Origin of the sequence: Chondromyces crocatus (assembly GCF_001189295.1) — a bacterium.
Taxonomy (GTDB): domain Bacteria; phylum Myxococcota_A; class Polyangia; order Polyangiales; family Polyangiaceae; genus Chondromyces; species Chondromyces crocatus.
Genome location: NZ_CP012159.1, coordinates 10,662,991 through 10,686,099 on the forward strand (window position 1 = coordinate 10,662,991; position 23,109 = coordinate 10,686,099).

Annotated in this window: 17 protein-coding genes; 13 read left to right on the forward strand and 4 right to left on the reverse strand. The window is 70.0% G+C overall.

The window, feature by feature from the left end; genetic code table 11:
* Positions 1 to 71: 71 nt before the first annotated feature.
* The 11 genes from CMC5_RS38680 to CMC5_RS38730 all read left to right on the forward strand — a co-directional run bounded on the left by CMC5_RS38680 (position 72) and on the right by CMC5_RS38730 (position 15,539).
* Positions 72 to 665, forward strand: coding sequence for a M48 family metalloprotease (locus CMC5_RS38680; protein ID WP_050435096.1), 594 nt, complete (start codon positions 72 to 74; stop codon positions 663 to 665).
* A 116-nt stretch (positions 666 to 781) separates the two neighbouring features.
* Positions 782 to 5,080, forward strand: coding sequence for a serine/threonine-protein kinase (locus CMC5_RS38685; protein WP_050435097.1), 4,299 nt, complete (start codon positions 782 to 784; stop codon positions 5,078 to 5,080).
* A gap of 254 nt (positions 5,081 to 5,334) precedes the next feature.
* Complete coding sequence (locus CMC5_RS38690) at positions 5,335 to 5,778, forward strand: chemotaxis protein CheW (RefSeq protein WP_050435099.1); 444 nt, start codon at positions 5,335 to 5,337, stop codon at positions 5,776 to 5,778.
* 18 nt (positions 5,779 to 5,796) lie between these two features.
* Positions 5,797 to 7,242, forward strand: a complete 1,446-nt coding sequence (locus CMC5_RS38695; RefSeq protein ID WP_050435100.1) for a CheR family methyltransferase — start codon at positions 5,797 to 5,799, stop codon at positions 7,240 to 7,242.
* Entirely contained in the window at positions 7,239 to 7,775 is a 537-nt protein-coding gene (locus tag CMC5_RS38700) for a chemotaxis protein CheW (RefSeq protein ID WP_050435102.1), read from the forward strand. The genes CMC5_RS38695 and CMC5_RS38700 overlap by 4 nt, the downstream gene beginning before the upstream one ends.
* Before the next feature lie 8 nt (positions 7,776 to 7,783).
* A complete protein-coding gene (locus CMC5_RS38705) occupies positions 7,784 to 9,256 on the forward strand; it encodes a CHASE3 domain-containing protein (RefSeq protein WP_050435103.1) in 1,473 nt (490 codons plus the stop codon).
* A gap of 1 nt (position 9,257) precedes the next feature.
* Positions 9,258 to 11,330 (forward strand): hybrid sensor histidine kinase/response regulator, encoded by a 2,073-nt coding sequence (locus CMC5_RS38710; RefSeq protein WP_050435104.1) that lies wholly within the window; start codon positions 9,258 to 9,260, stop codon positions 11,328 to 11,330.
* The gene (locus CMC5_RS38715; protein WP_050435105.1) at positions 11,327 to 12,007 is read left to right on the forward strand and encodes a CheB methylesterase domain-containing protein; all 681 of its coding nucleotides are present in this window, start codon (positions 11,327 to 11,329) and stop codon (positions 12,005 to 12,007) included. The genes CMC5_RS38710 and CMC5_RS38715 overlap by 4 nt, the downstream gene beginning before the upstream one ends.
* An 18-nt stretch (positions 12,008 to 12,025) precedes the next feature.
* Positions 12,026 to 13,090, forward strand: a complete 1,065-nt coding sequence (locus CMC5_RS38720; RefSeq protein ID WP_050435106.1) for a response regulator — start codon at positions 12,026 to 12,028, stop codon at positions 13,088 to 13,090.
* 61 nt (positions 13,091 to 13,151) lie between these two features.
* Positions 13,152 to 14,168, forward strand: a complete 1,017-nt coding sequence (locus CMC5_RS38725) for an NADP-dependent oxidoreductase (protein ID WP_050435107.1) — start codon at positions 13,152 to 13,154, stop codon at positions 14,166 to 14,168.
* A gap of 99 nt (positions 14,169 to 14,267) precedes the next feature.
* Positions 14,268 to 15,539: an ArsB/NhaD family transporter gene (locus tag CMC5_RS38730; protein WP_050435108.1), complete on the forward strand. Its 1,272-nt coding sequence runs from the start codon at positions 14,268 to 14,270 to the stop codon at positions 15,537 to 15,539.
* Here CMC5_RS38730 and CMC5_RS38735 read toward each other — a convergent pair.
* From CMC5_RS38735 to CMC5_RS38750, 4 genes are all read right to left on the reverse strand, one after another.
* Positions 15,526 to 16,821 (reverse strand): serine/threonine-protein kinase, encoded by a 1,296-nt coding sequence (locus CMC5_RS38735; RefSeq protein ID WP_050435110.1) that lies wholly within the window; start codon positions 16,819 to 16,821, stop codon positions 15,526 to 15,528. The two genes, CMC5_RS38730 and CMC5_RS38735, sit on opposite strands and share 14 nt — an antisense overlap.
* 144 nt (positions 16,822 to 16,965) lie before the next feature.
* The gene (locus CMC5_RS38740; RefSeq protein WP_050435111.1) at positions 16,966 to 18,120 is read right to left on the reverse strand and encodes a hypothetical protein; all 1,155 of its coding nucleotides are present in this window, start codon (positions 18,118 to 18,120) and stop codon (positions 16,966 to 16,968) included.
* Between the two features lie 12 nt (positions 18,121 to 18,132).
* A complete protein-coding gene (locus tag CMC5_RS38745; protein ID WP_050435112.1) occupies positions 18,133 to 19,731 on the reverse strand; it encodes a PP2C family protein-serine/threonine phosphatase in 1,599 nt (532 codons plus the stop codon).
* Positions 19,732 to 19,766: 35 nt separating this feature from the next.
* Positions 19,767 to 21,425: a fumarate hydratase gene (locus tag CMC5_RS38750; RefSeq protein WP_050435113.1), complete on the reverse strand. Its 1,659-nt coding sequence runs from the start codon at positions 21,423 to 21,425 to the stop codon at positions 19,767 to 19,769.
* 123 nt (positions 21,426 to 21,548) lie between these two features.
* On the opposite strand from CMC5_RS38750, the gene CMC5_RS38755 reads away from it, so the two are divergent.
* Together CMC5_RS38755 and CMC5_RS38760 are read left to right on the forward strand one after the other, a co-directional pair.
* Entirely contained in the window at positions 21,549 to 22,172 is a 624-nt protein-coding gene (locus CMC5_RS38755) for a hypothetical protein (protein ID WP_050435114.1), read from the forward strand.
* Positions 22,169 to 23,107 carry an ABC transporter substrate-binding protein gene (locus CMC5_RS38760; RefSeq protein WP_245678118.1) on the forward strand — a complete coding sequence of 313 codons (939 nt, stop codon included), beginning with the start codon at positions 22,169 to 22,171 and terminating at the stop codon, positions 23,105 to 23,107. The genes CMC5_RS38755 and CMC5_RS38760 overlap by 4 nt, the downstream gene beginning before the upstream one ends.
* The last annotated feature ends 2 nt before the right edge of the window (positions 23,108 to 23,109 follow it).

Below are 23,109 nucleotides of genomic sequence, written 5' to 3' on the forward strand. Positions count from 1 at the left end.
CGCTCGAACGTGTGCTGGCGCTCGGAGCAGCTCCGCTGACAGAGAGAGAGCGTGGCTGCTACACCTGAGGTGTGAAGGCGATCGACACCCGTGAAGCACGCCTCCGCCTCGACACGTACATCGAGGAGCTTGCGCGCCGGCCTCATCCCGTACGGATCGTGCGCAAAGGTGGATGCTGGCATCAGCGCTGCGCCGCGGCGGGACTCAAGCTGGTCACATTCGGAGGGCAGCGGACGTACCTCACGCACTACGTGACCACGCTCGGACGCACCATTTACGTACCCGACGACTTCGACACGTGGTCGCCGACCAGGGCGTGGCAGATCCTGCGGCACGAGCTGGTTCACGTGGCACAATTCGAGCGGTACGGGTGGGGGTTGATGATCCTGCTCTACGGGGTGCTGCCACTGCCCCTGGGGCTCTCCTGGTTTCGCGCACGCTTCGAGATGGAGGCCTACGCGGAGACGCTGCGCGCCGTCGCAGAAAGCGAGGGGATGGATGTCGCGAGGAGCATCGAGCTGCGAGAGGAAATCGTGCGCCGCTTCACCGGGCCGGATTACGCGTGGATGTGGCCCTTTCCCGGGATGGTGCGGCGCTGGATTGCAGAAGCGCTCGCACGTATCGAGCGAGAAGGCGTGGCCGTGAAGGCGGAACCCTCCGCGTGACGTGGCTCCGCGTCAGCGTGGAAGACTCACCAAGCTGGCGCAGGTAACGCATGGGACAGGGTATATCGGCAGAGGATCCGGGGGATGTGCCGGGCGTGATAAGGTCCGAGGCACGAATGCATCGATCCGACGCGCGACGCCCCTCGACGGACGACGCTCCGGCGAGGCTCGGGCCGTACCGGCTGATCGCGCCGCTCGGTCGCGGAGGCATGGGCGTCGTCTATCGCGCGGAGCACGAGGAGACGAAAGAGCAGGTCGCGCTGAAGACGGTCGGCGTCACCGATCCGAACCTGCTGTCGAGCATCCGGCGCGAGATCCACGCGCTGCGGCGGGTGGATCATCCCGGCGTGGTGCGCGTCGTGGGCGAAGGCGTGGAGGCAGGGCTGCCGTGGTACGCGATGGAGCTGCTCGAGGGGCGCACGCTGCGCGATCACAACCTCGAGCGCTGGCGCAACCACACGACCATCGAAGCGCTCCCCTCGGGCGCGCTGCGCAGGTTCCCCGACGAGGAGACGCAGGTCGCGCTGACGGGGGAGGCGGCGCCCGAGGGAGGACCTCCCGTGGAGGGTCAGCCCGCGCACGTGGACAGCGGAGGACACGATGAGGGGCGCCCCGTCGAGGGAGGGCGGCGCCTCGATGACGGTGGGCTCGACGACGCGACACGGACGGGGCCGATGCTCGGGCCGACGCGCGGCAACCTGCCAGCGCCACGAGGGATCCCGCTCCCGCGGGTGCCCTCGGAGAGGGTGGAACGATCGCCAGGGCCGACGCCCCCCACGCGGGTGCTCCCGGCGGCGCCCTCCACCGCAGCGTCCGGCGGGGTGCGGCCCGAGACCACGGGTGGCGGTGAAGGGATGCCTCCGCGGACGTTCCGGTACGCCGGTGGCGGCGAGCTGCCCCGCGCGCTTTCGCTGTTCCGGGCCATGTGCCGACCCCTGGCGTACATCCACGGGCTCGGGCTGGTACACCGTGACCTGAAGCCGGAGAACGTGTTCATTCGCGGCGACGGTACGCCGGTGCTGGTGGACTTCGGGCTGGCGGTGAAGCTCGAAGGGAGCAAAGGCCGCGGGGAGCTGGAGCTCCAGTTCGGGGGCAAGCCGATGGGGAGCCCCTCCTACATGGCGCCCGAGCAGATCCGCGGCGACCTGGTGGACGCGCGCGCCGATCTCTACGCCGTGGGGTGCATGCTCTACGAGGCGGTGACGGGGACCGTCCCGTTCACCGCGGCGAACAGCGCGCTCGTCCTGTCGATGCACCTCTACGCCGCGCCGCTCGCGGCTTCGAGCCTGGTGGAGGGTGTGCCTCCAGCACTCGACGCGCTGCTCCAGCGCTTGCTGCAGAAGCGGGCCGAAGACCGGATCGGGTACGCCGACGATCTGGCGATGGCGCTGGCCGAGCTCGGCGCCGTCGACATGAGCCCCGCCGTGTGCCCGGCGTGGTATCGCGCGCCGAAGCCTCAGCCCTACCTCTATCGCCCAGGGCTCGCTGGTCGTGGAGACGCGCTGCGCCAGCTCTATACCCGGCTCGCGCGGCTGCAGGAGGGCCAGGGAGGGCTCGTCTTCCTGGCCGGAGAGAGCGGGATCGGCAAGACGCGCCTGGCCATGGAGACCGCGACGGAGGCGGCGCGTCTCGGGGTCAGCGTGGTGACCGGGGAATGCATGGCGGTGTCGGCGGGCGAGGGTGGAGAGCGTGGGGTGAAGGCCGCGCCGCTGCATCCGCTCCGTCATCTGCTGCTCGCGGTGGCCGATCGGTGCAGGGCAGCTGGGTTCGAGGCAACGAGCAACGGCGCGGTCGCGGAGCGGGACCAGGCGAAGGCGGACGCGACGTACGACGCGCTGCTGGGTCCGCGCGGGAGGTTGCTCGCATCCTACGAGCCCGCGCTGGCCCAGCTCGAAGGGCACGAGCGGTATCCAGAGCCGCCCCCCTTGCCCGCAGACGCGGCGAGCTTCCGTCTCCGGAGCGCGGTCGCAGAGACCCTCGCCGCGCTCGCCGCGGAGGGGCCGCTGCTCCTGATCCTGGACGATCTGCAGTGGGCCGACGACAGCTCGCTCGGCGTGCTGGAGCTGCTCGACGCCGCCTTCTTCGCGGAGCACCGCGTGCTGATCCTTTGCACGTACCGCTCCGAGGAAGCCTCCGCCGCGGTGGAGGCGCTGAGCCGCGTCCCCTGGGCGCTGACCTTGTCCATCGGCCGGCTCGATGCACGGGCCGTGTCGCGGATGGTGAGCGACATGCTCGCCATGGACCGCCCTCCGGAGCGGTTCGTGAACTTCTTGCTGCAGCAGTCCGAGGGGAACCCCTTCTTCACCGCCGAGTACCTGCACGCTGCGGTGGAGGAAGGGATGCTGTACCGCGACGGGCTGGGGACGTGGAGGATCCGCAGCGCGAGCACGACGGCGGCGAACACCGGGGCGGAGGCTCCGGGGTCGGGGCGGCTGGGCCGAGGGGACTGGGGGGCGCTCACCCTCCCCGGATCGCTGCGGGCCCTGGTGGCGCGGCGGCTCTCGGGGCTGAGCCCAGGTGCGCTGGCACTCCTGCGGATGGCCAGCGTGCTGGGACGGGAGCTGGAGGAGCTGGTGCTCATCGCCTCCTCCGGCGCCGACGACGTGGAGGCGATGGAGGGGCTGGCGGAGCTGTCCCGGCGGCACGTGCTGGAGACGGCCGAGCCAGGACACCTGCGCTTCGTTCACGACAAGCTGCGCGAGATCGCCTACGCGGAGATCCCGGACCGGGAGCGGTTGAAGCTGCACACCGCCGCGGCCATCGCGCTGGAGGCGCGCTACGCGGCGTCGCCCGATCTCCCGCTCGCGTACCCGCAGCTCGCCCATCATTTCGCGATGGCCGGCGCCGTGGAGAAGGCGCTCGAGTACCTGGAGCGCGCAGGCGATCAGGCGCTCGCCACGGGGGCCTCCGCAGAAGCGCGGGAGCTGTACCGACGGGCCATCGCGCTCGACGATGGTCGCCACGCCAGCGGGCGCGCGGAGAAGCTCCGGAGGGCACGCTGGGAGCGGCGCCTGGGGCAAGCCAACTACAACCTCGGCGATCTCCGGGACGCGGAGCGCCACTGCGTGCAGGCGCTGTCGCTGCTCGAGCGCCCCGTGGCGCGGGTGTTCGAGGCGCAGCAGGCCCCCGGGGACAGCGCGCGGAAGCTCGGTGAGCCCTATGCGTCGAGCGCCGAGACAGTCGCCATCTCGGCGCTGCAGCTCGGGCGGCAGCTCTTGCATCTCGGCGGCGTCCCGATCCACCTGGCCCAGGAAGAGACGGAGCGGGAGCGGCTCGCCGAGGCGGCACTGGCCGCGGAGCTGCTCTCCGAGACGTACCTGTTCCAGAACAAGGCCACGCTGGCGTTCGTGGCCGCGCTGGAGGCGACCAACGCGGCAGCCGGGCTGGGCCCCTCTCCGGCCCTGGCGCGCGGCTATGCGACGCTGAGCGTGGCCTTCGGCTACGTGCCCTGGACCTCGGTGGTGAATGCCTACGCGCAGCGCGCAGAGCAGACCGCGGCGGCGTCACGCGATGGCCAGGCGGGCGCGTTCGTCGCCTTCATGCGCGGCCTCACCGCGCTCGGAGACGGGCGCTGCCAGGAAGCACGCGTGCTCCTGGAGCGCGCCGAGCAAGGCGCCGAGCGAGTCGGCAACCGGCGCCGGCAGGAGGAATGCCTTGCCTTGCTGGGCACGGCAGCCCATTTCGAGGGGGCATGGGCCGAGGCGCTGGCCCGCTTCGCGACGCTCCAGGCGTCGGCCCGACGGAGCAACAATGCTCAGGGACTGGTCTGGGCGAACAGCGGCCGGTCGCAGACGCTCATCGTGCTCGGCGACGGCGAAGAGGCCGCCGAGCTGCTGGAGGAGCTGCTCCTCAGCGCCGAGCAGAGCGGAGACCGCGCCCAGCAGATCACGCTGGGGCAGCTCGCGCTGGCGCACGCGCTCCGGGGGGATCGCGCCGCGGCATTGCAGACGGCCGAGAGGACGCTCGGCCTGATCGAGGTCCAGGGGAAACCGGCTGCATTCCATTGCATCCATGGCTATGCGGCGACCTGCGAAGTCCTCCTTTCGGCATGGGAGCAAGCCAGCTCGCCAGAAGAACGGGCGCGACTCGGGCTCAAAGCGCGGCGAGCCTGCGCCGCTCTACGACAGTATGCGCAGATCTTCCCGGTTGGACGGCCAGATGCGCTCCGGCTCACAGGCGTCTTCGATTGGCTGATGGGGCATCCTCGAAGAGCGCGTCGCGGCTGGCAGCGCTCCGCCGAGGAGGCGACGCGACTGGGACTGCCGATGCACGAGGGGTTCGCGCGGTTCGAAATGCGCCGCCTCCCGGCCGCCGACGCCGAGCGACGCTGGAATCTGGTGCTCGCGGAAGGAATCTTCGAGCGTCTCGGTATCAATCACTGGCGCAGCCAGGTAGAGGCTGCACGCTCTGGATGACGCCTCACACCGCATTTCACGCCTCGGTCCCCTTATTTAGACCTTGAAGCAGAAACCCCGCCCCGATTAGGCTGGTGTAGCTTGGCCACATTGGGCGTGAGCGGTGCTCAGCCGCTCGGTCGCAACATTCGTGGAAGGCGTCACGGCGGGGGATAAAGTTCATTCTCTCGAGGCAATTCGCCTGGTGGGCCATTGCGTGTTCCAGCCATGTGGGTCGTGAACGGTGATTGGAACGGTCGAGAGGGGGATTTTCCATGAGCCCAGCAGGCAGCAGCAGGCTCACGCTCGTGGTTCGTGCCCAGGGCTGGGTGTGTGCGATTCCCGTACGAGCCGTCATTGAGACCATGCGCCCCCTCCCCATCGAGCCCGTACGAGAAGCACCAGCATTCGTGCGGGGGGTCACGGTAATCCGTGGCGAGTCGCTGCCCGTCGTGGACCTCGCCGTCCTGCTCGGCGGTCAATCGACCCAGCAGGGAAACCGATTCGTGACGCTCCGCGTCGGCCCTCGACGGCTCGCGCTCCTCGTCGACGAGGTGATTGGCATCTCCGAGCGGGACGCAGGCGGAGCACAGCCCGCACCGCTCCTCTCCTCGGCACTCGCCGAGCATGTCGAGCGTCTCGGAGCGCTCGACGGTCAGGCTTTCGCAGTGCTCGGCACGGCCCGGCTTCTCTCGGACGTGCCAGGAACCCTCGTCTGATCGGCACGAGGGCGCGCCATGGCGGAAGAAGAGATGCTGGAGCAGATCCGGGAGCTGATCGAGGCGCGCTTCGGGCTCGCGTGCACCGATTGGCAGCAAGCGCTGCTCACGCGCGCGGTCGAACGCTGGCAAAAGGCGGGCGTCACGCCGGGGGCGACACCGCATTCCAGCGCGTCGTCGGAGCAGGTGCAGGCGCTCGTCGCCGAGCTGCTCGTCCGGGAGACCTACTTTTTTCGCGACAAGGCGCAAATCGACGCATTGATCGAGGTGGCGCTGCCGGCCTGCGCGCGGCTCGGCACGCCGGGGCGCCCCTTGCGTCTCCTCTCGGCCGGGTGCGCCTCTGGCGAGGAGCCGTATTCGCTTGCGCTGGCCATTGGCGAGCGGGCAGGACACCTCGCCGATCGTACCTGGATTCATGGATTCGACCTGAGCCGGGTGGCCGTCGAGCACGCGCGCGAGGGGCTCTACGATAGCTGGGCTCTCCGGGCGACGCCGGAGGGGGTGCGCGCGCGGGCGTTTCGCGCCGAAGGGAATGGCTTTCGCTTGAAGGACGAGCACCGGGCGCGGGTCACCTTCGAGCAGCGCAACCTCCTCGATCCGGATCCCGAGTTCTGGCGCCCCGGCTCGTTCGACGTGATCTTCTGCCGGAACGTCACCTTGTACTTCTCCGAGCGGGCCATCCGTGCGGCCCTCGCGCGCTTCGCTGCCGCGCTGGTCCCCGGCGGCTTTCTGTTCCTGGGCGCGAGCGAGACACTCCGGGGACTCTCCGACGATTTCGAGCTCTCGTTCTGGGGCGACACCGCCATCCACCGGCGTCGCGAGCAACCCGAGGGGGACGCCTTCGCCACGTCCCTCCACGCGCCGAGCTGCTGGATGGAGCAGATCCACAGCTCCACAGCGCGGATCGTGGCCCTCACGGCGCGGGATGCGCTGGAAGAAGAGGGGGAGCCGCCGTGTCCCCCGCCGTCGGCGCGATCGCTCCGGCGGCTGGTCGAAACCGAACGCTTCGGTGAGGGGCTCGCGCTGATCCGGCGGGCCGCGGCGTCCCACGGAAGGCGCTCCGAACTTCAGCTGTTCGAGGCGATCATGCTGAGCGGTCTGGGCCGCATCGAAGAGCTGGAGCGCGTCTGCGCGAAGCTGAACGCCACGCAAGGTGCCCACGCGGGCTCGTACTACCTGCTCGGACTCTGCCGCGAGCATGCGAACGATCGCTCCGGCGCCATCGGCTTCTACCGCGAGGCGCTGCGCGCCGATCCGAGCTTCGCCATGGCGCACCTGCGGCTCGGGCTCCTGTGGCGGACGGTCGGTGACCTGAGAGGGGCGCGCACGGCCCTGCGCGAGGCGCTCGCCGGCTTGAGCCGGGGGCCGGAGGAGCACGTCGTGCTCTTCGGCGGTGGGTTCACGCGCGCGACCCTGGAGACGCTGTGCCGTGAACAGCTCGTTGCCGCGGAGATCTACCGATGAGTGCGCGGAGCATGGCCGTGGTCCAGGCGCGGCTGCGCGAGCTGCGGCAGACCTTCGACGAGGGGTTCGCGCGCGCCGAGGCGGAGCAGGACGCCGAGCCGATCCTCTTGCTCGGTCTCCACGTCGGGATGAGCCGGTTCGCCGTCCCGATCGCCGATCTGGCGGGCGTCCATCCCTGCAGCAAGATTGCGCCGCTACCCACCGGGCCGGAGGGTCTGCTCGGGCTCGCCGGCGTGCGTGGGCGTCTGTATGCGGTCTACGCGCTGGGGGCGCTGCTGGGCGTCGACGCTTCGGCGGAAGCGCCACGATGGTTGCTCCTCGCCAAGGGCGCGGAGTCGGTCGCCTTCGCGGTCAGTGATGTGGACGCTCATCTGCGCGCGAAGGGAACCGAGCTGCGCCCCTTCGATGGGGCGCGAGGCGGATATGTGGGCTGGTTGCTCGAGCAAGGCGCGCGGCGCCTCGGGGTGCTCGACGTCCGCTCGCTTCTTTCGACGATCGAACAGCGTACGCCGGTGGGCCGGCGGGCGAGGTAGGACTTCTGATGGGACGATCTTGGACGATAGGGCAGCAGCTGACCTTGGGGTTCTCGCTCCCCGTGCTCTTGATCATCGGGCTTGGCCTCTTCTCCTACAGGACCAGCGTGCAGCAGGTGGAGACGGCACGGCGGGTCGCCCAGACGCACAAGGCGATCAGCGACGTGATCGATCTCCTCTCCCTCATCAAGGACGCGGAGACGGGTCAGCGAGGCTACGTGATCTCCGGCATGCCGGAGTTCCTCGACCCCTACAACGGCGCGGTCGAGCGGCTGAGCAGAGAGGTCGAGGAGCTCCGCTCGATCAACCGCGACAGCCCCGAGCACCAGAAACGCATCGACACCCTGGGGCAGCTCGTCCGTGATCAGCTCGACAAGCTCAAGCCCCCCATCGACGCTCGTCAGCGCGACGGTCTCGAGGTGGCGGCGAAGCTCGTCAGCGAGGGAGAAGGGAAGCGGCGGATGGAGGAGATCCGTCAGCTCACCGGCGACATGATCGCGGAGGAGAGGGCCCGCCTGAAGGAGCGCGCCACGGAGGCCGAAGAGGCGACGGAGTGGCACCGAAACGTCGTCTTCGGGGGCACCCTCGGGGCCCTCGTGGTGGTGCTGGTCGCGGCCACGCTGGTCATGAGGACCCTCGACCGCCAGATCGGGTCCTCGGTGCAGAGCCTGCAGAGCGCCTCGTCGGAGCTCCAGGCGGCCGCCACGCAGCAAGCGAAGGGGGCCAAGGGGCAGGTGGCCGCGTCCGCAGAGGCCTCCTCGACGATGCGAGAGCTGGTCGCCACGGCCCGCCAGATCGCGGAGAGCGCTCAGCGGGTGACCATCATCGCGAACGACACGACCCTGGCGGCGCGTGGCGGAGAGCAGACGGTCGTGGCAGCGCGGGCGACGATCGAGACTGTGAAGCTCCAGGTCGATCGCATCGTCCAGCACATGCTGGAACTCGGCAAGCGCTCCCAGGACATCGGCGCGATCGTCGATCTCATCAACGAGCTGTCCGAGCAGACGAACATCCTCGCCATCAATGCGACGATCGAGGCCGCGGGCGCCGGAGAATCCGGGCGCCGCTTCGCGGTCATCGCCGACGAGATCCGCCGCCTCGCCGACCGGGTCGGCGGGTCGACGAAGGACATCCGGTCGCTGATCGAGGAGGTGCGCGCCGCTGCCAACACGTCGGTGATGGCCACGGAGGACGGCGCCAAGGCGGCCGAGGCGTGCGCGCGCCAGTTCGTCGAGATGAACGCGAGCTTCGGGCGAATCGCCGCGTCGGTGGCGAGCACGGCCGATGCCTCGCGCGAGATCGAGCTGAGCACCCGCCAGCAGAGCACCGCCGTGGAGCAGGCGAGCGCCGCGATCGTGGAGGTCGCCCAGACGGCACGAGAGACGGACGCCAGCGCGGGACAGATGCTGGAGACGGCCGTCCAGCTCGCGTCGCTGGCCAGGCAGCTCGTCGGGCTGATCCGCCACGAGACACCGGGCTAGCATGGCCCTGACTTCCCAGCTGGAGCGCGCATTCCGGAGCGAAGCGCTGGAACTCCTGGAGGGCCTCGCGCAGGGGGTGCTCGAGCTGGAGCGCGACCCCGAACGCATCGAGATCGTCCATCGGTGCTTGCGGCAAGCGCACACGCTGAAGGGAGCGGCTCGCATCGCGCAGCGCCCTCGCGTCGCCGAGCTGGCGCACGCGATCGAGGACGCCTTCACTCCCTACCGCGCCGGAGAAAAGGCACCCGAGCAGGCCCTCATGAGCGATCTGCTCGCGCTCGTCGGCGCCCTGCGGCGCGAGGTGACGGGTCAGACCCAGACCAATCCATCGACCGCCCCCGGGCCCCTCGCGGAGGAGCGCCTGGAGACGGTGCGGGTGGACATCATGGCGCTGGACGCGACGCTGGAGGCCGCCACGGAGACCTCGGTGCAGCTCGGCACGGCGCGAAGGGCGGCCGAGACCGTCCGGGGGGCGCAGCGAAGCTTGAGCCTGCTGCGGCGGGACATGCGGGCCCTGCGCGCGCTGGGCGAGGCGCCCGGGAGCCGGGAAGCAGGCGCCCTCCGGCTGCAGAGCATGTCGGCAAAGCTCGAAGAGCTGCAGCGCGTGCTCGGCACCGCCATGGAGGATCTGGGCAGCGGCCTGCAACGCATGGATCAGGAACTCGGGGAGGTACAGCGTCGCCTCGGCATCCTGCGCCTCGTCCCGGCGCGCACGATCATGCCCTCGCTGGAGCTGGGCGTGAGGGATGCGGCAGGAGCACGCGGCATGCAGGTGAGCTTCGTGGCTTCGGGCGAAGAGGTGCGCCTGGAGGGGCACATCCTCGCCGCGGTCCGCGATGCGTTGCTGCACCTGGTCCGGAACGCCGTGGCGCACGGGCTCGAGTCACCGGAGGAGCGAGTTCGGCTCAAGAAGCCCGCCGGGGGGCGGGTGCGGCTCAGCGTCGAACGGCGCGGGCGGCGGGCCGTCTTCAGCTGCTCGGACGACGGGCGGGGCATGGACGCCGACGCGATCCGGGCCGCAGCGGTCGCCGGAGGGGCGATCTCCGAAGAGGACGCGCTCGCGCTCGGCCACGACGATGCGCTCCGCCTCGCCATCCGCGCCGGGATCAGCACGAGCCAAGGGGTCACCGAACTCTCGGGTCGCGGCGTCGGCCTGGATGTCGCGGCCGAGACCGCGGCCCGCTTCGACGGCGAGCTACGCATCGCCAGCGAGCCCGACGTGGGGACCACCATCGAGCTGGAGGTCGCGCTGTCGCTCTCGTCGCTCACGGCGCTGGTGGTGCTCGCCGACGACCGACAGACGCTGATCCCGCTCGCCGGTGTGACGGGCGTCGTACGCCTCGCGGACGCGGATGTCGTCCGCGATGGTGCAGGGGAGCACATCCTCCACGAGGGCCGCGCCATCCCGTTCATGCCCCTCGCCAGGATGCTGGACGCCTCCGCCGTCACGCCACGAGAGCGCTGGTCGTCCGTCATCTTGCAGGCGAGCGGCAGTCTGGTGGCAGTCGGCGTGGATCGGCTGCTGGGCAGCCTGGATGTGATCGTCAAGCCGTTGCCCGTCGCAGCTGGAGAGCACGCCTTGGTCGCCGGGGCTGCGCTCGACGCGCAAGGCAACCCCGTGCTCGTGCTGGACACACGCGGCCTGGCGCAAGCCGTGGAGAACCGCCCTGCCACCCTCACGCCGCGTGTCGTCAAGCCTCGCCCCCCGGTCCTGATCATCGACGACTCCTTGACCACGCGCATGCTCGAGCAGGGCATTCTGCAAGGGGCGGGGTTCGAGGTCGATCTCGCGGGCTCCGGGGAAGAGGGGCTGAAGAAGGCGAAGGAGCGCCGTTACGGCCTGTTCCTCGTCGACATCGAGATGCCGGGGATGAGCGGCCTCGATTTTCTTCGCATCACCCGGAACGACACGGCGCTTCGTGACATCCCCGTGATCATCGTGACCTCCCTGGCCTCGGTCGAAGATCGTCAGCGCGGGCTGGATGCAGGCGCTGCGGCCTACATCGTCAAAGGAGAATTCGACCAGCGGCGCTTCGTCACCACCGTCCGAGAACTGATGGAGAAGCAGGCTTGAGGTCGGTCCTGAATTTCTGGAAGAGTGATCTCTCCATCGAAGGGGGTGTCGATGCCACAGAGCACTCTCCGACCCAGCCAGCGGACGCTCCGCTCACCATGGCCGTGCGCCCTCGTCTCATCGCCATCGGCGCCTCGACAGGCGGGCCCCGCGCCGTCGCCGCCGTCCTCGGAGACCGCCTGCACCCCATCTCCATCCCGGTTCTCCTCGTCCTTCATGTCTCTCAGCCGCTCGGTTCCACGGTGATCGCCTGGCTCGACAGCGTGATCCCGGCGACCGTGACCGAGGCAAGGCACGGTGAACCGCTGCCAGGTCCCAGAGAGGCCAGGGTCATCATGGCGCCGGCCGATCGTCACCTCATCGTCCGCGGCGGCCGCCTCTGGTTGACCGACGACCCCCACGCGCACGACTGTCGCCCCTCGGTGGACGTCCTGCTTCACTCGGTCGCCGAAGCCTACGGAGCGCGGGCCGTCGGCTGCCTGCTGACCGGCATGGGACGCGATGGCGCAGAGGGGCTCTTGGCAATGCAGCGGGCTGGCGCCATGACGCTCGCGCAGGACGAAGCGAGTTCAACGGTCTTCGGGATGCCACGGGAGGCGATCCGCATCGGAGCGGCCCGGAAGGTCCTCCCCCTGTCCGACATCGCACCGACGATTTCTGCGCTCTCTGGGCGGTGAGCGCGCGGGAGAACGACCATGTACCCGGATATCTTGATCATCGACGATAGCTTGACGGTCCGCACCGATCTCCAGTCCGCACTCACGGCGGCCGGGTATCGCGTCACCGCGTGCTCCACCATGAGCTCCGGGCAGGAGGAGCTGCAACGCCAGCCCTTCGCCCTGCTCATCCTCGACGTCATCCTCCCCGACGGAGACGGGCTGGATCTGCTGCGCGTCCTCAAGGCCGATCCCGATCGAGCGGCAACGCGGGTCATCGTCCTGTCGACGGAATCCGAGGTGAAGAGCCGCGTCCGTGGCCTGGTGACCGGCGCGGACGAGTACGTCGGCAAGCCCTACGATCCCTCGTACATCCTCCGCTGTGTGCGTCGCTTTCTCGGTCCGGGTCCAGCAGGCTACCCGACACCCGACCGCGGCCTGAGCGAGCGGAAGATACTCGCCATCGGCGCCCGCTCCACCTACCTCACCGTGCTGGCCGAGCGCCTCCGGATCGACCGGCACGACGTGACGCTCACCCACTCCCTGGAGGAGGCCGCCCAGCTCCTCTCGATCACCAGCGTGGACTGCATCGTGGTGGACGCCGCCGCGCCCGGCATCGACGCCGACGAGGTGTGTCGACGCCTGAAGCGCACGGCGACCTGGGCCTCCATCCCCGTCCTCCTGCTGGTCGACACACCGCCTCAGATCCGAGCGAACGGCCCCCTCTCACCCAACCTCGACGTGGTGACGGCCCGCTCGACGAACCTCACCTCCGTCCGCGCGCGGCTGAGAGAGCTGCTGCGGCAGCACAGCGCGGAATCGAGACAGAAGGGCCCACCGCCTTCCTCGAAGGAAGGCGTGAGCTCTCTCTTCAACCGCCTCGTCGCCGCGAGCGGGCTCCCGGCCGGCTCGGCCCGGATCACCCTGGAGCAGATCCTCCTGCGCGCCGGGATCGACGCGCACACCCTCACGGCGGAGCAGCTCCAGGCCGCGCTGCCGACCCTCGAGGATGGCCTCCTCGTCTTCATGCCTGCCGACGAGGTGCGCTCCCGCCTCCGGGCGATTGCAGCGCTCGCACGTCTCGCCGCCTCCACGCGCGCTTGATGCGGAACCGAGCCGCCCTGCGTAGAGTACGCGCCTCGATATCCCAGGAGGGAAGGATCCCATGAGCGACATCAACCGCGTTCTCCGTCTCGCCGCGCGCCCCAAGGGCATGGTCCAGGACAGCGACTTCGACCTCCGGGAAGAGCCGCGACCGGAGCTCACGAAAGAAGGACAGGTCCTGGTTCGCAACCTCTACCTGTCCGTGGATCCCACGCAGCGCGGCTGGATCGAGCGCGACTCGTACCTGCCCGCCGTGGCCATCGGCGAGGTCATGCGCTCCTTCGGCGCCGGCCGGGTGGTCGCCTCGAACGACCCCGACTTCGCACCGGGAGACCTGGTGAGCGGCATGGTCGGCTGGCAGGACCACGTCGTGCTGCCCACGAAGGGTGGCGGGCGCCCCACGAAGCTACCCCCCGGTGTCCCCCTCACCAACGCGCTGAGCATCCTCGGCTTGACCGGGCTGACGGCGTACTTCGGGCTGCTCGACATCGGCCGCCCGAAAGAAGGGGAGACCGTGGTCGTCTCCGGCGCCGCGGGCGCCACCGGCATGGCGGTCGGACAGATCGCGAAGCTGAAGGGTTGTCGCGTCGTCGGCATCGCCGGGGGCAAGGACAAGTGCGACTGGATCACGGGCGAACTCGGCTTCGACGCCGCCATCGACTACAAGGCGGAGGACGTCGCGAAGCGGCTCGAAGAGACCTGCCCCAAGCGGATCGACATCTACTTCGACAACGTGGGGGGCGACATCCTCGACGCCGCGCTGCTCCACCTCGCCATGCGCGGACGGGTGGTCCTGTGCGGGGCCATCTCCGGGTACAACGACGCCAGCGCGTTGAAGGGCCCCAAGAACTACCTCAGCCTCCTGGTCCAGCGCGGCCGCATGGAGGGCTTCATCATCCTCGATTACTTCGATCGCGTCGGGGAAGCCTTCCAGGAACTCGGCGCCTGGTTCCAGGCCGGGAAGCTCAAGGATCGGGTGGACGTGGTCGACGGGTTGGAGAACGCTCCGGCCGCGCTTCGTCGTCTGTTCACGGGAAAGAACACCGGCAAGCAGCTCCTCAAAATCGCCGAGGGCTGAATCGAACCGATGGCCGTCGGCTGAATCGATGAGGGCCCCCCCCGGGTCTCCTGGGCCCTCATTGACAACCCACCTCCGCAGCGCTCCCATCCGCCGCCCATGGGCCTGGTCCTCCTGGTCTTCGCGGCGACGTACATCCTGATCACGGCGCGTCACCTGCGCTTCTTGCCCATTGGCCGTCCCGCGGGCGCGCTGCTGGGCGCCTGCGCGATGGTCGCGATCGGAGAGATGTCGCCGCCCTGGGGGCTGCACCCGGCCGAGGCATTCGGCGCGGTCGAACCCAACACCATCGGCCTCTTGCTCGGCATGATGTTGCTCGCCGCAGCGCTCGACGAAGGCGGCTTCTTCGAGCAGCTCGCCGCGATGGTCACGCGCCGTCGGCTCTCACCGCGCGCACTGCTCCACGTGATCACCCTCGGTTCGGGCCTGCTCGCCGCCTTGCTGGTGAACGACTCGGTCTGCGTGATGGCCACCCCGGTCGTCGCGCGCATCGTCCGGCACATGGGCTTGCCACGCGTCCCCTACCTGCTCGCCCTGGCCATGGGCGCGAACGCGGGCAGCGCGCTCACCGTGGCGGGCAACCCGCAGAACATGCTGGTCGCGCAGCTCTCGGGGATCTCCTACAGCGAGTACCTGCTCAAGGCAGGCCCAGCGGCCTTGCTCGGGCTCCTGGCCACGTCGGGCATGCTCGACCTGCTCCTCTCCAGCAAGCTCCACGCGACCACCTCGCCCTCTTCGCCCACCGACGCTGCCGCGATCCCAGCCACCTTCACGGAGCCCAGCCGGCCCGGCCGGGACGCGCGCATGGCGCTCCTCTGCCTCGCCGGCGTCTCGGTCGCCTTCATCGCCGGCGCGAACCTGGCCTGGTCCGCGCTCGGCGCGGCCGCCGTGGTCATCCTGCTGCGACGCCGCGACGCCTCCCCCCTGTTCGCGCGCGTCGAGTGGACGGTGCTGGTGTTCTTCGGCGCCCTGTTCGTCGTCGTCGCCGGCCTGCAGAAGACCGGGCTACCCGAGTACTACCTGCGAGAGATCGGCGCCCACATGCCGACGACACCGGCGCTGGGCCTCCTCAGCCTCTCCGGCGTCCTCGCCGTCGCCTCCCAGATCGTCTCCAACGTGCCGATCATCCTGCTCGCCGAGCCCTGGATCCGCACCCTCCCCGACCCTCACGCCGCCTGGCTCGCGACCGCGCTGGCGACGACCCTCGCCGGCAACCTCACCCTCCTCGGCTCGGTCGCCAACATCATCGTCATCGAGACCGCGGGAGCGCAGTCCGAGATCGGCTTCCGGGGTTACGCGAAGGTCGGCGTCCCCGTCACCCTGGTCTCCATGGCGGTGGCCCTCGGGTGGATCCTGCTCACCCACTACTGACACCGAGCGCCAGCCCCACCCGCGCCAGCGCGCGCCGCAGCAGCGACGGGCGTGACGTGGACGGCGGCGCATCGAGTCCGGCCCAGGGCGAAGGTCGCTCTCCCGAAGCGGGCGGCGGCGTCTCCCCCATCGAGGTCGAGCCTGGCGCCGGCGTGTAGCCGGTCGACTCGCCCATCGCGTCGACCAGCGCCGTCGCGGGGACAGGGGTCTCTGCGCTGCTCGGCGGTGCGATGGCCTCGATCACCGCGGGCGGGCCGAAATCCAGCGCCCTGAGCGCCCGCTGCCGGGACCTCCGCGCCGCCAGGATCTCCTCGCTGAAATTCTCCCGCAGCCACTCCCCGAAGCGGAGCGGGCTCCCCATCAGGTTCGCGGAGATCGCGTAGCGCGTCAGGTCCGCCAGCATCTCGCTGGCGCTCCCGTACCGATCCTCCCGCCGTGGCTCCAGCGCCCGCATGGTGATCGCATGCAGCACCGCCTCGTCGGGCAGCATCCGCTCGGGCGGCAACGGGATGTCCGCACGCCGCGCCATCGCGAGCAGATCATCGAACCCCCCTGTGGCCCGGTACAGCTTGCGGCCCGAGAGCAGCTCCCAGAGCAGGATCCCCGCCGCGAACACGTCCGCGCGCTCGTCGAGGGCCTCCCCGCGCGCGTGCTCCGGGCTCATGTACCCCGCCTTGCCTTGCAGCGCGTCCTCCAGCGATCCCTTCAGGGCCGCGTCCTGCGCCCCCAGCCCCTCCGGCGCCTCCAGCGCGTCCCCTTCGGCCGCGAGCGCTGCCGCCTGGTGCGCCCGTGCGATACCGAAGTCACAGAGCTTCACCTCGCCCTCGAAGCTGAGCAGCACGTTCGACGGCGAGACGTCCCGGTGCAGCACCCCCATGCGGTGGGCGTAGGACAGCGCCATCAGCGTCTCGACCACCACGAACAGCGAGAACTCCACCGGCACCGGGACCCGCTGCCGCGCCGAACGGCGGAGCAGCTCCCGCAGATCGAGCCCCTCCACGTACTCCATCGCGATGTACAGCGTGTCGTCGTCCCGGCCCAGGTCCTCCACCTGGACCACGCTCCCGTGCCGCAGCCGTGCCGCCAGCTTCGCCTCCGCGATGAGCATCTCGGCGAACCGCGTCTTGCCAGCCAGCTTCGGCGTGACCTCCTTGACCACCAGGAGCCGCGTCGCCCCCAGGGTGGTGCACTCTCGGGCCAGGTAGATGTCAGCCATCCCGCCGCGGCCGATCCGGTCGAAGAGGGTGTAGCGGCCCAGGCGGGAGGGGAGGCGGCGACTCATCGCGTAGGCTCTCCCTCCTGCCAGAGGCCTTCCCAGTGGGCCAACAAAGTGGCGTCGCGGTCCCCCCACCCCCTTTGGCGTCAGCGAGCGCTCACCTCCGCCGCCGCTCGGCAAGGCCCCTGCCTTCGCGCTCTCAGCGAGGACTCACCCCCCGCCGTCGCTCGGCGAGTCCCCTGCCTTCGCGCTCCTGGGCCGGATCCGACGGATCACCACCTCTGCCCCCTGAGCCCGCGCCACGTGCAGCCCGTCCAGACTCACGGCGACCGGCCCTTCGTTGCTCGCAGCGCTCTGCCGCCGGATGGCACGCGCCACCCCGCCGTCCAGGGGCTGCCGGACGAGACGTCGCCCCGTCCCATCCTCTCCCCCGACCTCCCACAGCACGCTCTCACCCGACGGGTGGATGAGCATCGCTCCCAGCGCGCCTCCTGCCCTCGACCCCCTCACCGTGAGCGGGAACCTCTCCACGTGGCCGGACTCCAGCGCCACGACGAACGTCGTCCCGACCCCCTGCTCCGCCCACGCGACCACCACCCGATCCCGCACGAACTCCAGCGTCACGTGCCCACCCGCCGTCGGCTCCACCCCGAGCGCGATGCGCCTCGTCGCTTCCCCGCCCAGCAGGTCCCGCAGCTCCAACGCCCCGGCGCGCACCAGCGCGAGGTGAGCCCCCGTCGCATCGCCCGAAAGCGCGAGCACCGGCGGTACTTCTCGTGCGGAGGGGCGCTCGACCACCCGCACCGTCGGCCGCGGCCCCAGCCGCCAGGCCGAGATGCCTCCGTCGAACGAGGCCGCGACCACCCCGGCCCCCCCGGCCACCCAACCGTAGGCACTGACGCCGAGCGCCCTCCCCTCCCCCTCTGCATCCCGCGGTCCCAGCCCGAGCGCGAGCCCACCACGAGAGCGGTCGAAGATCTGCAGGTTCACATCGATGACGTCGCCCTGGTTCGGGTTCGCGTGCTGCACCGCGAACCACCTCCCGTCGGGCGAGAAGGAACACGACAGCGTGGCGAAGAAGCCGAAGTAATCGGCCTCGTCGTCCTCCATGTCCGCCTGGAAATACGCGCCGTCGTAGGTGTGACCCAGCCGGTACGAGGTGCGCCGCTCCCCGCCGGGCAGCTCGAACACCAGCACCCGGGGCGCATGCTCCGAGAGCCCCACCGCCAGAAACTCACCGGATGGGTCGAAGGCGAGGCACCCGACGCGAGGCCCCACCTCGCTGATGCTGGGACCGAGACGCCCTCGGCCCTTCCGTGCGGCTTTGGCCAGCGCATCCAGCGCTGCCGTCAGGTCGATGCGCATCCGGGGCGTACATCACGACCGCGCGCGGGGAGCAAGCCGGCGCAGCCCGAGCAGCGTGATGTCGTCGGCGGGCGGCGCCGCGGCGACGTGGTCTCGCAGCGCCCCTTCGACGCCAGCCAGCACCTGGCCGAGCGGGTCCCCTGCCCGTCCCACCAGGCCGAGGAACCGCGCCTCACCGAAGGGCTCTTCCGCCTCGCTCAGCGCATCGACCACGCCGTCCGTGAAGGCGATCAGCGCGTCTCCCGGTGCGACGGACACCTGACGCCGAGCGAACTCCATGTCCCGCTCCGCCCCCAGCACCGGACCCGTCTCGCCGAGGCGAACGAGCTCCCCCCCCGCCCGCACCAGGATCGGCGCCTCGTGCCCGCAGTTCACGTAGCTCAGCTCCCCGGTCGCCGGATCGAGGATGCCCACGAACGCCGTCGTGAACATCGCCGACCGACCGTGATGCTCGGCGACGAACTCGTTCACGGGGCCCACGATGGCGAGCACATCGCCCCCTGCGCGCGCCGCATGGGTCCGGATCAGCCCCCGCACCAGCGCCATCAAGAGCGCCGCAGCGACCCCCTTGTCGCAGACGTCGGCCACGACGAGCACCACCCGTTCGCCGGGCAAGGCGAACACGTCGTAGAAATCCCCGGAGAGGTGCCGCGCTGGCAGAAACCGGACCCCCAGCTCCCAGCCCGGCAGGTCCGGCAGCTCGTGCGGCAGGAACTCGGCCTGGATGAGCTGCCCCACCTGCATCTCTCGCTCGATCGCCTGGAGCCCTTGCAGCGCCTGATCCCGTGCCACGGCCAGCTCCGCCTGCACCGCCTCCAGCTCCTTCACCCGCGCCTTCAGCGCCTCGTCGGTCTGGCCGAAGAGCATGGCGTTGTGGATGGCGATCGCGGCCTGGGCGGCGAAGGCTTCCAGCAGCTCCTGGTCGTCGCCCGTGAACTGCCCCGTGACCCCCGGGTTGTCGACGTAGAGCACCCCGATCACCCGCCCCCGGATGGAGAGCGGCGCCGCCATGATGCTCGTCAGCCGATGCATGGTGACGCTGTTCTGGTTGGCGAAGCGCAGGTCCTCGCGGGCGTCGCTGGTCACGATGCTCCGTTGCGACCGGATCACCTCCGAGATCACCGACGTGCTGAACGCGAAGTCCCGCCCTTCGAGCGTCCGCTGATCCAGGTTCCGGGCGAGCCGCACGCCGAGCCCCCCTTGCTCGTCCAGCAGCACCAGGTAGCCGCGCGTCGCCTCCGTCAATCGGATCACCTGGTCGAGCACCTGCTGGAGCACCGTCTGCAAGTCGAGCGAGGCGGTGATCGAGCGGCTCACCTCGAACAGGGCACGACCCCGTGTATCGCGCGCCGTGGCGCTGGAGAGCACCTGGTGGTGCTCCGACGCGAAGCGGTGGAAATCGCCGAGGCTGCGCGCCACCTCTTCGAGCTGCCCCAGCACCTCCACGGGCAGCTTCACGCCGCGAGCGCGCACCGAGCCGAGCAAGCTGGCCATCCGGTAGCGCAACACGCTCACCTGGCCCACGAGCCTCTCCATCAACGTGAGGCCGTCGTCGCCGCGTCGCACGCTCTCCATGCCGATCCCCCCGAGCGCGCCACCGAGGCGCAGCAAGGGCGAAGCCTAGCAGCCCCAGGCTCCGCCCACGCTCACCCCTTCACGGGCAGCGACTTCCCCCCGCCAGCGCCGGGCCCCGTCAGGGCGGCGAAGAAGTCGTTCCCCTTGTCGTCGACCACGATGAAGGCCGGGAAGTCCACCACCTCGATCCGCCAGACGGCCTCCATCCCGAGCTCGGGGTACTCCAGCACCTCGACCTTCTTGATGCAGTCCTTCGCCAGACGCGCAGCCGGCCCGCCGATCGAGCCGAGATAGAACCCCCCGTACTGCTTGCACGCCGCCGTCACCGCCGGCGAGCGGTTGCCCTTGGCCAGCATCACGTGGCTCCCGCCCGCCGCCATGAGCAGGTCCACGTAGGCGTCCATGCGGCCCGCCGTCGTCGGCCCGAAGCTCCCCGACGCATATCCCTCGGGCGTCTTCGCTGGCCCCGCGTAGTACACGCAGTGATCCTGGAGGTACTTCGGCATCCCCTCGCCGCGCTCCAGCCGCTCCTTGATCTTCGCGTGGGCGATGTCGCGCGCCACCACCATCGGCCCCGTGAGCGACAGCCGCGTCTTGATCGGATACCGCGACAGGAGCGCACGGATCTCGCTCATCGGCTGGCTGAGATCGACCTTCACCACCTCACCGGGCAGGTCGGTGTCGTCGGTCTCGGGCAGGTACTTCGCCGGGTCGGCCTCGAGCTGCTCCAGGAACACGCCATCCTTCGTGATCTTGCCGAGCGCTTGCCGATCCGCAGAGCAGGAGACGGCGATCCCCACCGGACAGCTCGCCCCGTGCCGCGGCAGGCGGATCACCCGCACGTCGTGGCAGAAGTACTTGCCCCCGAACTGCGCCCCGATGCCCATGCGCCGCGTCAGCTCCAGGACCTGCTGCTCCACCTCCAGATCCCGGAAGCCGTGCCCCGTCGCCGCGTCCCCCGTCGTGGGCAGCGCGTCCAGGTAACGGGCCGAAGCGAGCTTCGCCGTCTTCAGCGTGTGCTCGGCCGACGTGCCGCCGATGACGACGGCCAGGTGGTACGGCGGGCAAGCCGCGGTGCCCAGCGCGCGCAGGTTCTTCTCCAGGAACGCCGTCAGGCCACTCGGGTTGAGGAGCGCCTTGGTCTCCTGGAACAGGTAGGTCTTGTTGGCCGAGCCCCCGCCCTTGGCCATGAACAGGAACTTGTAGGCGTCGCCATCGGTCGCGAAGATCTCGATCTGGGCCGGCAGGTTGTTGCCCGTGTTCTTCTCGGTGAACATGTCGACCGGCGCGAGCTGCGAGTACCGGAGATTCGCCGTCCGGTACGTGTCGTACACGCCGCGCGCGATGGCCGCCTCGTCCCCGCCGCCCGTGAAGACGAGCTGCCCCTTCTTGCCCATCACGATGGCCGTGCCCGTGTCCTGGCACATCGGCAGCACGCCGCCTGCGGCGATGTTCGCGTTCTTGAGCAGGTCGAGCGCGACGAAGCGATCGTTCGCCGACGCCTCCGGATCGTCGAGGATCTTCCGGAGCTGAGCGAGGTGCCCGGGCCGCAGCAGGTGCGCGATGTCCCGCATCGCCTCGCGCGTGAGCACCGTGAGCGCCTCCGGCTCCACCCGCAGGAAGGTCTGGCCAGCCGCCTCGAAGGTGGAGACGTGATCCTTCGTGAGCAGCCGGTAGGGCGTCGTGTCCTTACCGATGGGCAGCAGGTCTTCGTAGCGGAATTCGTTCATGAAAAGCTCCTCGTCACCGACGCCTAAGATTCCAGAGGACGGCCCGTTTCGCCACCTTTCGCAGCGAACCACGCCCGCTGGCTCGATGGCTCATCCGGAAGGCCCTCGGTAGCATCTCGGCTCATGCAAGCCGCCCCGACCCCTCCGTACGGCCCGCCCATGCAACCGCCAGCGCCACTTCCCCCCACCCCACCGAAGAAATTCCCGACCTGGCTCCTGATCCTGCTCTGCCTCATCCCCGTGGGGATCGGCGCGCTCGGCGTCATGGCCACCCTCGCCGTCTACGGCGTCCGTCGCTACATGGTCGCGGCGAAGACCGCGGAGGCCCGACACAACATCAAGGCGATCACCCGCGCCACCGCCGCCGCCTTCGAGAGCTCGGCCCAGGTGCCTGGCGAGGCGGGCAGGCTCTGTGACTCGGCGCGGCCCGTCCCCGTCGAGATCCCTGCGGGGGGAAAGTACGTCCCGGGTTACGTCGACTGGGAGACCGGGAGCGAGACGGAGGGGTGGACGTGCCTGCGCTTCTTCATCATCACACCGACCCATTACCAGTACCACTACAACCACGGTTCGGGTTACCTGGCGACGACCTCGAACGCCGCCCCCGGTGCGCTCGACTTCGAAGCAGCCGCTCGCGGAGACCTGGACGCCGACGGAACGACCAGCCTCTTCGCCATGACGGGGAAGGTCGACGAGGGCAACCTCACCCTTTCACCGCAGGTCATCGTCGAGAACGAGACGGAGTGAGTTTCCAGATGCATGTGATCAGCCTTCACGACGACCGCGCCCGCAAGCACGTCTGGCCCGAGCCCCCGCAGCGCATCGTCTCGCTGGTCCCCAGCGACACCTATTCCCTCCTGCGCCTCGGCGCCGGCGAGCGGGTCGTGGCCCGGACGCGCTACTGCTTCGAGCCAGCCGACGAGGTCGCCTCCATCGAGACGGTGGGCGGCACCAAGGACGCCGACGTCGACCGCATCGTCGCCCTGGAGCCCGACGTGGTCGTCGCCAACCAGGAAGAGAACAACCGCCGCGACATCGAGCGGCTCGAGAGCGCGGGCGTGCGGGTCTTCGTCTCGTTCCCCCGTCGGGTCAGCGAAGGCGTCGCCCACCTCGCGCGCCTCGCGCGCCTGCTCGGTGTGGACGCCCGCAGCACCGGGCCAGGCCGCGCCTTCATCGCCGAGGCCTACCGCGTCCAGCGCGAAGCCGAGGCCAGCCGCAGCCAGCTCCCGCCCCTCCGCGCCTTCGTGCCCATCTGGATGGACCCGCTGATGACCGCCAACGGCGAGACCTTCCTCTCCGACGCGCTCGATCTGGCCGGCGCACAGAACGTGTTCGCCGACCGCCCGCGGCGCTACCCGCTCGCCGCGGACACCGGGACCGGCAAACCCCTCTCCCCCGACCGGGTGGGCGACCGTGACACCCGTTACCCACGGATCACCCTGGACGAGCTCGTCGAGCGCGCCCCGGAGATCATCCTCCTGCCCGACGAGCCCCACCCCTTCACCACCGTCGACGCCGAGGTCTTCCGGAAGCTTCCCATCCCGGCGGCCAGAAACGGACAGATCGTCCACTGCGACGGCAAGGATCTCATGTGGTACGGCGCGCGCGCCCTGGAGGGCATCGCGCGGTTGCGTGCGCTCGTCGACGCCGCCCGCGCTGCAACCACCGCCGAAAAAGCGTAGCC

What these genes read in the sequence shown, in the direction of transcription:
- CMC5_RS38685 (WP_050435097.1), top strand. Translation starts at nt 782, where the DNA reads ATGCATCGATCCGACGCGCGACGCCCCTCGACGGACGACGCTCCGGCG.
- CMC5_RS38690 (WP_050435099.1), top strand. Translation starts at nt 5,335, where the DNA reads ATGAGCCCAGCAGGCAGCAGCAGGCTCACGCTCGTGGTTCGTGCCCAG.
- CMC5_RS38695 (WP_050435100.1), top strand. Translation starts at nt 5,797, where the DNA reads ATGGCGGAAGAAGAGATGCTGGAGCAGATCCGGGAGCTGATCGAGGCG.
- CMC5_RS38700 (WP_050435102.1), top strand. Translation starts at nt 7,239, where the DNA reads ATGAGTGCGCGGAGCATGGCCGTGGTCCAGGCGCGGCTGCGCGAGCTG.
- CMC5_RS38705 (WP_050435103.1), top strand. Translation starts at nt 7,784, where the DNA reads ATGGGACGATCTTGGACGATAGGGCAGCAGCTGACCTTGGGGTTCTCG.
- CMC5_RS38710 (WP_050435104.1), top strand. Translation starts at nt 9,258, where the DNA reads ATGGCCCTGACTTCCCAGCTGGAGCGCGCATTCCGGAGCGAAGCGCTG.
- CMC5_RS38720 (WP_050435106.1), top strand. Translation starts at nt 12,026, where the DNA reads ATGTACCCGGATATCTTGATCATCGACGATAGCTTGACGGTCCGCACC.
- CMC5_RS38725 (WP_050435107.1), top strand. Translation starts at nt 13,152, where the DNA reads ATGAGCGACATCAACCGCGTTCTCCGTCTCGCCGCGCGCCCCAAGGGC.
- CMC5_RS38730 (WP_050435108.1), top strand. Translation starts at nt 14,268, where the DNA reads ATGGGCCTGGTCCTCCTGGTCTTCGCGGCGACGTACATCCTGATCACG.
- CMC5_RS38735 (WP_050435110.1), bottom strand. Translation starts at nt 16,821, where the DNA reads ATGAGTCGCCGCCTCCCCTCCCGCCTGGGCCGCTACACCCTCTTCGAC.
- CMC5_RS38740 (WP_050435111.1), bottom strand. Translation starts at nt 18,120, where the DNA reads ATGCGCATCGACCTGACGGCAGCGCTGGATGCGCTGGCCAAAGCCGCA.
- CMC5_RS38750 (WP_050435113.1), bottom strand. Translation starts at nt 21,425, where the DNA reads ATGAACGAATTCCGCTACGAAGACCTGCTGCCCATCGGTAAGGACACG.
- CMC5_RS38755 (WP_050435114.1), top strand. Translation starts at nt 21,549, where the DNA reads ATGCAAGCCGCCCCGACCCCTCCGTACGGCCCGCCCATGCAACCGCCA.